This is a genomic window from Allobosea sp. 05T422_2 (genome assembly GCF_056396265.1).
The window spans coordinates 1-6,419 of sequence record NZ_JBFTLD010000337.1 but is presented as its reverse complement, the minus strand read 5'-3'; the positions used below and the strand labels follow the sequence as shown (position 1 = coordinate 6,419).

General features: G+C 66.2%; 4 protein-coding genes. All 4 read right to left on the bottom strand.

The features are described from left to right. The coding region (locus AC1DJT_RS33125) for an autotransporter-associated beta strand repeat-containing protein (RefSeq protein WP_476835733.1) at positions 1-3,152 on the bottom strand (3,152 nt) is incomplete at its 3' end. Positions 3,153-3,672: 520 nt separating this feature from the next. Continuing rightward, entirely contained in the window at positions 3,673-4,443 is a 771-nt protein-coding gene (locus AC1DJT_RS33120) for an acetoacetate decarboxylase (protein WP_476769896.1), read from the bottom strand. 57 nt (positions 4,444-4,500) lie between these two features. Further along, complete coding sequence (locus tag AC1DJT_RS33115; RefSeq protein WP_476769895.1) at positions 4,501-5,664, bottom strand: patatin-like phospholipase family protein; 1,164 nt, start codon at positions 5,662-5,664, stop codon at positions 4,501-4,503. A gap of 181 nt (positions 5,665-5,845) precedes the next feature. Next, the coding region (locus tag AC1DJT_RS33110) for a VOC family protein (RefSeq protein ID WP_476835732.1) at positions 5,846-6,419 on the bottom strand (574 nt) is incomplete at its 5' end.

The window sequence follows — 6,419 nt, the reverse complement described above, 5'->3', positions numbered from 1 at the left end:
GTGATGTCGTTGCGCCGGGCGAGCGCCAGCGCGCCGGCATTGGCCCCGGCCCAGTTCGCCTCGGTCAGGGCCGGGCTGCGCGCCTGGATCGCCTGCAGCGCCGCCAGCGGCGAGAGCGTCAGGCCGTTCCATGACAGCACCGCGGCGCTCGCCTGCAGCCGGCCGCTCCAGGCGGTGGTGGCATAGGAGGAAGACAATGCGCTACCAAGCACCGGGATGCTGCGCTTGATCTCGTTCTCGAGCCGGCCGTAGCCGAGTGCGGCAGCAAGATTGACCGGCCCGAGCCGGGTCGTGCCGTAGAGGCCGGCCTGGAAGACATCGGCCTCGGCCTTGCCGAGACCGCCGGCGAGTGAGGAGCGGGCGCTGCCGCCGGAGACCGCAAAGCCCGCGACCGTGCCGGGCATGATCCGAAAATCGGCGCCCACGGCGAGATGGGCATCGTCGAGATCGCGCTTGGCCGAGCCGATGCGCGCGCTGCCGTCGGTGCGACCGACCGAGCCGAAGGCCGCGCCCCAGACCGTATAGGCCGGGCTGCCGAGCCGCGCTGCCGGGGCCGGCAGATCGGCACCCTTGCGGACGAGGCCGGAGAAGGAGGCTTCGCCGGGAGCGGGTCCGGCGGTGCCACGGCCCGCCGCGAAGGGATCGAGCATCGCACGCAGGAACTGGTCGGCGGCCGAGACCGCCATGGCCGGTGCGGCCGTATGGGCCTCGCCCGAAAGCTGGTTCATCGCCCCGGGAATCGCTGCGGCCGGCAGGTTGTAGATGCCGAACAAAGCAGACGGATCGGCCCCGCCCGCCACCGCCCGGTCGAGGCCGGCGGCCACGGAATAGGCGTTCAGTGGAGCCGTGACGCCGAGCGTCGTCATCGCCTTGGGCGTCAGTGTCAGGAGCACGTCATTTGCGGTGTAGCTTACCGCGCTGGAAACGCCGTCGCCGAAGGACGCGGTGACATCGGTCGTGCCGAATGTGCCGCTGCGGCCGCCGGCCGCCGAAAGCAGGATATAGGCACTGTTGAAGGTGTAGGGGCCACCCAGCGGCACGATCCGCAGCGTGCCGGCAAGCGTTGCCGAGCCGGTGACGTTGACCCGGTCGGAGACCGCGCCCTGCACTTCGGCAATGTAGGTCGAGCCGACGCCGAGCGTCAGGTTGCCGTTGACCGTGATCGTGCCGGGCGAATTGCCAGGCGCGAGCGTGCCGTAAACTGTGGTGCCGGGCACTTGGCCAGAGCCGCCGAGCGTAGCGCCCGCATTGACGGTCAAGCTGGAAGATGAGGCGATGGAGCCGTTCACCACCAGCGTTCCGACAGTCACGGATGTCGGGCCCGTATAAGTGCTGGTGCCCGAAATCGTCGTCGTACCCGCGAAGTTCTGCTTGAGGCTGCCCGCGCCGGAGATCGCCCCGGCAAAGACCGCTCCGGTGTTGTCCTCGGTCGTCAGGGTCTGGCCGCTGGCGATGATGACCTGCGCGCCGGTAACACCCGACAGGAAGCCGATCGTCTCGCTCTGTGCAACATCGAGGGTCGCGCCGCTGGCGATCTCGACACGCCCGGCGTCACTGATCGCCTGGCCGCCGGTGATGGTCAGGGTGCCAGCATTGATGAAGGTCGTTCCGGTATAGGTATTGGCGCCCGAAAGTGTGAGCGTGCCGCCGCCGGCCTTGACCAGGCTCCCGGCGGAGGAGCCGTTCGAGATGACGCCCTGCAGCGTCGTCGTCGCGCCGCTGGCCACGTCGATGCCGCCGGAACCGGTGATGCTGAACGTCCGCGCCGCCGCCAGCGTGGTGGTGGCCGTGACCGCCAGCGTGCCGCCGTTCGAGAGCACCAGGTCGTTGGCGGCGTTGCCAAGATTGTTGCTGGCTCCGATCGAGAGCGTGCCGCCGCTGATGGCGATATTGCCGGTGAAGTCGTTCGCGGCGGACAATACGAGGGTGCCCGCGCCGGTCTTGTTGAGCGCCGTGGAAACGCCGCCGCTAATCAGGCCAGTGCCGCCGATAGAGCTGCCATAGGTMACCGTCCCGCTCGAGACGCCGATATTCGCCGTCACGCCGCTGAGGTAGATCGCAGCGCCGCTGACGCTGCCGGCTGCGCCGGGCGACCCGCTGAAACTGCTCGGGCCCTGTCCGACGCCCTGAGTGCCACCAGCCCCCCCGGTGACCGAGACGCCCGAAATCGAGGAATCGAGGATGGTCAGCGAGCCGCCGGTGGCGACATAGATCGCGCCCCCGCGTGCCGCGCCGCCCGCGCCGCCGGAGCCGCCATCCGAGCCTGGGCCTTGCGAGCCGTTGTTGTTGGTAACGCCATCGCCGCCCTGTGCGCCATTGCCGCCATTCGCATTGCCTGCACCGCCATTGTTGTTCGGCGTATAGGCCGTGCTGCTGGTTGTGCCGGAGCCGCCGCCGCCGCCGCCGCCATCGCCGAATGATGCCCCCGCAGTGCCCGCGGTCCCTTGCATGCTGGCATGGCCGCCGGTGCCGCCGAGGCCGCCCGCGCCGCCGCCGCCGGTGGCGCCGCCATTATTGGCTGCGCCACCGGCGCCGCCATTGCCGCCATTGACTGGATCTGCCGCCGCGTTCTGTGCCACGCCGCCATTGCCGCCCGCACCGCCGGTCGCCGCATTGCCGCTGAAGCTGACTTCGGCGATCGTGACGATGGCGCCGCTGCCGACCAGAAGGCCTCCGCCCGCACCGAGGCCGCCGCCCCCGCCGCCGCCCGAGCCATACGCKAGCCCGCCGCTGTAATAGCCGTTATACCCGTTCTCGCCTTTGCCGCCGCGCGCGGCGGTGTTGGTGATCGCGAGATTGGAGATGTTGACGGTCGGCGCATTGGCGCCATTGACCTGAATGCCTTGAAAGGCCGCCGCACCATCGATCGCCTGGTTGTTGCCGGTGATGTTCACCGTGACATTGGCGTTGCTCGCCTGCAGCTGGGCGAGCGAACTCGTCAGCGTAAAGCCATTGGTGATGTTGATCGTGGTCGTGGAGCCGGCGCCCGCCGCGGCCACGGCCGCCACGGCCGCGTTCCAGTCGCTCTGGTTCGCGACATCGATCGCCAATGCCGGCGTTGCCGCCAGGGCTCCGAGCATGGCGAGCGCCGATACGCTGGCCAACCAGGCCCGCCGTATGCCGGAATGGTGGTGTTCGCGGCCCGTAGACATGCCCGAGTTCGCGCTTACTGCAGGCGCCTGGCGCGCAGTCGATGCCCAGAAATTCATGCTGCGCCCCCCAAAGGCACCGTCCAACGCGATTCGTCCGCTGGCCCCGTCGTCACCGAGCAAAGGACCAAAAAACGAATGGTGAATAGCCATTGTTGACGAGAACTATCCGCGGGAATACGGAAGCTGAGCGCAGATACAAATCAGCAACACTTACCGTGAATGCTGACGTTTCGGCATCTTCACTGCACTTGTCTCAATGAGGCGGCGTTGCGTCGGAACCGATCCGTTTCGCTATCTTGGAGCGGCCGCCGTCTGCAACAACGACTGCTTGCTCGTCATCGCTCTGATCCACCACCCACGGGCGGACTGAAACAGCGCGCCGGGCCACCACGGCAGTGTCGATTATTCCGCGTGGGGTGACGGTCCCGCAGCTCTTCGACAAGGGAGCCAGGATGTTTCCGACACTGAAACGCTGTTCCCATCCGCCGCCGCGCGCTCGCCGCGCCGAACGGATCGCCGTTCAGGCCTTGGCTGCGTCGGTCGCGAGGTAGTCAAACACGACCTCGCCGAGGCCCAGCGTCAGGTCGGCAATGTAGTGGCTCGCCGAGACCACTTCGTGGACGGGCAACCGCGCCACGTCACACATCGCATGCTCGAAGAGCTGCAGCGCGGCCGGGCCGGACCAGGCCCCTTTCAACGTCACGTCCTCCATGTAGTAGCGCACCAGCTCGCAGATGCGCGGCGAACCGTCGACATGAGGGATGATCTTGATCATGAAGGCGGGCTTGGCCATGGCCTTGGCAAGCGGCGCCAGATCGAGTTCGCGATGCTTGTAGCCCATGGTGGCGGTCGCGCAGAGGACCGAGCCGTAATGCAGGGTGCCGACGAGCGTCTCCTGTTGATGCGTCAGCTTCGGCGTCGCGAGTTTCTTCGGGAAGCCCCAGATCTCGCGCCCGCCGGCAATGGGTGAATTGTCGTCGAGATACATGGCGTGGACATAGCCGCCTTCCTGGACCTCGCCCGACGCGGTGGTGAAGCGCACCGGGATGACCTGACCCGTCTCGGTATAGTCGCCGAAGCCGGTCGAATCCGGCATGCGGATGAACTCATAGGCCACGGTATCGCCGATGACCTCCAGCGGCTCGGGCACGAACGCGCGCAGCCGCTCGATATCCGTCCGGTAGTTGATGACGACGAATTCGCGATTGTAGAATTTGTAGGGCGGCTTCGGGTAGGCGGGATTGTTCAGTGGCATCGCGAAAGCATTGGCGCGCACATCGGCGATCTTCATGACGCTGTGTCCTCGTTGCTCGTTGCCTGAAGCCTGCTGCGACATGCTCGCAAGCCACTAACTGCGCTTTCGCATCGCCAGTTCAGCCAGATCGAAGGTGGCGACGCCATCGGGCGTCTCCGCGGGCCGAAGCACTTCGGGATAGCTCAGGGTGAAGCACGCGTCTTCGTAGCCCGATGCCCAATGCTCTTCCATGGTCGCGCGCGAAAACTCGTAGTCCTTGGAGGAGCCCTCATAGCTCTTGGAGCGGTAGATCAGGTGGACGATGTTGTGGATCTTGTCGTCGGCCTCGGCGATCAACGCGAGAACGTCAGGATCGGCGTTGGCCAATGCCGTTTTCGGAACGTATTCGATCAGATGCCGCAGCGCGCGTCGCAGGCTCTGGTTCTTCCGGAACTGGTCGGTCGCTGCACGTGTGCGGCTTGAGAAGCGGATATCCTTCAAGCGCGAATCCTGGCTGGCCAGATCCTTGGGAAACTCGCCCTTCGCGCTCCACAGGTCGACCTGAAATGCGAGCGTGTCCTGGCGAGGCCGGCTGTCCAGGACCCATTGCAGCGGAGTGTTGGAAACAAGTCCGCCATCCCAGTAGCTCTCGCCATCGATCTCCACCGCCGGGAAGCCCGGCGGCAAGGCCCCGCTGGCCATGACATGCTCGGCCGCGATGACATGGGTCGCCGTGTCGAAATAGGCGAAATTGCCCGTTCTCACATTCACGGCTCCTACGCTGAAGCGCATCGGACCGGCATTGATGCGATCGAAATCGACGAGCCGCTCCAGCGTCGCCTTGAGCGGGCTGACATCGTAGAAGCTCTCTGCAGCAGCACCGCTATCCGAGGACAGGAAGGGCGGGATCGGGCGCGGGCTGAAGAAGTCCGGCGCGCCGCCCATCAGCGTGGCGAAGGCGCGCGTCTGGTTGAGCCAGCCGTGAGCGAGATCGCCATTCCAGGGCATCGCTCCCAGCATGGACGAGAGCAAGGCGGGGAAACCCGGCAGAGGTGCAGTGATCGCCTCCCAGAAGGCGCGCAGCGCATCCACGCGCTTCCCCGGCGGATTACCGGCGATCAGGGCGGAATTGATCGCGCCGATCGAGATGCCCGCCACCCAATCAGGGTGCAGCTCGGCTTCGGCCAGGGCCTGGTAAACTCCGGCCTGATACGACCCGAGCGCTCCTCCTCCTTGCAGAAGCAGCGCGATACGCTCGAACGGTGGGCGTTTGGGCATACGGCGTACCTTGTTCATGGGGCGCAATGGCCAGGCATCTTGCATTGAACCGCTCTGCGATTGGTTCAGATTTTCATGCGGGTTGATGCGATTCAAGAGCTGCTGATCGGGGCGAACGGGCCTCGGCAGTTCTCCCGGCTGGGGACAGCACCAGTCCGATGGGATCGGGCTTTTCGCTCGCTCAGGACAGCTCCTTCACGCCGGCTGGCGTTTCGATCAGCGCACGATAGCGCAGATCATCGCCTGGTATGATGACAGGCGGACGGTCGATCCCGAGCGTCTCATAGAGCGTCGAGAGGGTGGCCGCGTCACGGTGTGCGAGCGTGAATGAGCGCAGCCGTGCACCCAGATCCGCAATCGCAGCCATCGCGCGCGGCTTGCCCCGCCTGTCGATGAGGGAAGGGGCTGCTCCGMCAAGGGGCAGGGCGCCGTCATCCGGGATCGCGAAGTCAAAGGAGGGGGCGGACCATGGCAGCGAGACCTTTCGCCCAAAGATGTCTTCGCGGCCTTGAAGGACAAGGTCGATGGTGTCGGTTCGCGCGACCCAGCCGCGCAGGCGGCGCCCCGCATCCCAATCGGCTTTGACGGCGATGCGATCGTCGAGGCCGAACCAGCGTGCGCGGCCAGGCCCTTGCGCATCGGGGTCGAGCGCGACGATTTCCAGATAGACGGTCCCGCCGAGCTGCAGCAGGTGATTATAGGTGCCCATATAGCCATGGCGCTGCCCGAAAGGGACATCGAGATCGAGGCAGGAT

Excerpts from the sequence above, each read along its gene's own strand:
- AC1DJT_RS33115 (WP_476769895.1), bottom strand. The coding sequence starts at position 5,664 with ATGCCCAAACGCCCACCGTTCGAGCGTATCGCGCTGCTTCTGCAAGGA.
- AC1DJT_RS33120 (WP_476769896.1), bottom strand. The coding sequence starts at position 4,443 with ATGAAGATCGCCGATGTGCGCGCCAATGCTTTCGCGATGCCACTGAAC.